Raw genomic sequence first — 2,448 nt, forward strand, 5'->3', positions numbered from 1 at the left:
GCCGAGAACGTGCCGGAGCTGTTTGCGCGTAACGAGCGTGTTGTCTGCCTGTTCGACACCGAACGCGGCCCGATGGCCGTGGTATTGGTCGGTGCGATGATTGTGGCGTCGATTGAATATCGAGCGCTTGCTCAGCCTCAAGCCCGACTTGATCCTGCTCTGGCCCGGCAGTATCGGCCCGGCCCAGCGTGAACAGTTGCAGCGCCTGAATATCCCCGTCTATGTCGCCGAACCCCATAACCTCGAACAACTGACCCACCAGGTCCAGGCCATCGCCGAGCAACTGGGGCGCGCCGACGCCGGCCGGCAATTGTCTGCGCAGTTGCGCCAGCGCCTGGCCGGGTTGCGCCAGCGTTATCAGCGTGCCGAGCCCTTGCGGGTGTTTTACCAAGTGTGGAGCTCGCCGCTGTACACCGTGGGCGGTGGGCAGATCATCAGCGATGCGCTGAGTGTGTGCGGCGCACGCAATGTGTTCGACGACCTCACGCTGCCCGCGCCGCAGGTCAGCATCGAGTCGGTGTTGCAGCGCAATCCCGAGGTGATTCTGGCAGCGGATCAGCCGCAGTTGGATGCCTGGAAAGCCTGGCCGCAGGTGGCGGCGGTGGCGCAGGGGCGGTTGCTGTTGGTGCCGGATAAAGGCCTGGAGCGGCCGAGTGGGCAGATGCTGGAGGCGTTGGCGCGGTTGTGTCAGGTGATTGCGCCGGACCTGTGAGGCCTGCGATGAGGCCAGGGCAAACCTAAGTTCCAATCAGAGCGCCGGCGTCCAGGTCACGCCAACCTTCCACACCCGGCCTTCTTCCCGGTAATCCTGATTATTCAGAAACGCCGGATCGTCATAGCTGTAACGCGCCCGTGCGTAAGTCTTGTCCAGCAGGTTATCGACGTTCAGCGACAGCGCCACCTCCCGACTTACCGCCCAACTGCTGCGCAGCCCGAGCAAGGCATAACCGCTCAGGCGATTGCGATTGGCTTCGTCGTCGTAGCTGCTGCTGATCGCCTGCCAGCTCGCGCCCACGCCGAGTTGATCGAATTGTCGATCCAGGTCCAGGCTTAGGGTGCGTCGCGCGCGGCGGGCCAGGGTGTGGCCGCTGTCGCGGTCACGCGGGTCGATGAACGAGACGCCCAGGTTGCCCTGCCAGCCAAACAGTTCGTGCTTGAGCGCGCCTTCAAAGCCATTGATCCGCGCCGCTGCGACGTTTTGCGGTTTGCCGCCGTCGAGGATGATCGCGTCGCTCAAGTCGGTGCGGTACAGCGAGGCTTCCAGGCGCGTGTGGTCGCCGAGTTGGCTGCGCCATTGCAGCTCGTAACTCTTCGACGTCTCGGGCTGAAGATTGGGGTTGCTGTACTGCGTGTCCGGGTAATAGAGGTCATTGAAGGTCGGCGCACGGAAGCCTTCGCTGTAGCTCAGCAGCACATCATTGTCGGGATTGATCGGCACGGTGAGGGTGCCGCTCCAGCTGTTCTGGCTGCCAAACTGTTGGTTCTGGTCATGGCGCAGGCCCAGTTCGGTGGAAAACCATGCGCTGTGGAACCGATGCTGCACAAACGCTGCGCGGTTCCAGCGGCTGTTTTCGGTGAAGGTGGTGGAGCCGTGGAAGCGGTCTTCGTACCAGTCGCCGCCGAGGATCAGGCTGTTGCGGTCATTCAGCGTCAGGTCGTTCTGCCAGTTGAGCGAGTCGCGGTAGGTGTTGAACACGCTGAACTCATCGCTGAGCGTATCGCGCTTGGTATCGCGGTTCTCGCTGTGGCCCAGTTCCAGGCGCGATTGCCAGCGCTCGGTGAGCTTGGCGTCGACATAGCCGCTGGCGCTGCTCACGGCGTAGTCGGTGTAGGGTTTCTGGCCGACGGTCTGCATGGTGGCGACGTCATAGCGGCCGAAACTGTTGTCGTACTCCGACTTGCCGCGGCTATCCAACAGATTGAAACCGGCTTCGAGCTCGTCACTGAAGCTGTGGCTGAGGTTCAGGCTGACGGACTGGTTGCGGTAGGCATCATGGTCGCCATCGCTGGGAAAGGAGGTGCGCGTCGAGTTGATGCCGGCGGTTTCATCCAGGCTCGCGCCCAGGTTGAAACGCGTGTGTTCGTCGCCGCCGGACAGCCCGAGGCTGCGTTCCCAGCTCTGGTGGCTGCCGAAGCCCAGCTTCAGGCGCGGCTGCAGGCCCTGTTCGGCATTGCGCCGGGTGAACACCTGGATCACCCCGCCTATCGCATCGCTGCCGTAGATCACCGAGCGCGAGCCGCGCAGCACTTCAACCCGCTCGATCTGATCGACGTTGAGGTACTGCAGGCCGCTGTCGCCGGAGGTGGTGTTGGCGATGCGCTGGCCGTCCACCAGCACCAGGCTTTGCGCGGACTTGGTACCGCGCAGGTAGATGCCCGGCAAGCTGCCACGGCCTCCAGTGGGCGCCACTTGCACGCCGGGCACGCGGCTGAGCAGGTCGGTCAGGC

General features: G+C 63.6%; 1 protein-coding gene and 2 pseudogenes. 2 read left to right on the plus strand and 1 reads right to left on the minus strand.

What is annotated here, in order from left to right:
* Positions 1 to 147: pseudogene (locus L9Z73_RS31675) on the plus strand (phosphatidylserine decarboxylase); the annotation flags it as partial.
* A pseudogene (locus L9Z73_RS29080) lies at positions 110 to 712 on the plus strand (helical backbone metal receptor); the annotation flags it as partial. The pseudogenes L9Z73_RS31675 and L9Z73_RS29080, both read left to right, overlap by 38 nt.
* Before the next feature lie 36 nt (positions 713 to 748).
* Here the strand turns inward: L9Z73_RS29080 and L9Z73_RS29085 are convergent.
* The coding region (locus L9Z73_RS29085; RefSeq protein ID WP_247408300.1) for a TonB-dependent receptor domain-containing protein at positions 749 to 2,448 on the minus strand (1,700 nt) is incomplete at its 5' end.

The sequence above is a fragment of the Pseudomonas emilianonis genome (assembly GCF_023072625.1).
GTDB classification, from domain to species: Bacteria; Pseudomonadota; Gammaproteobacteria; order Pseudomonadales; family Pseudomonadaceae; genus Aquipseudomonas; species Aquipseudomonas paraveronii.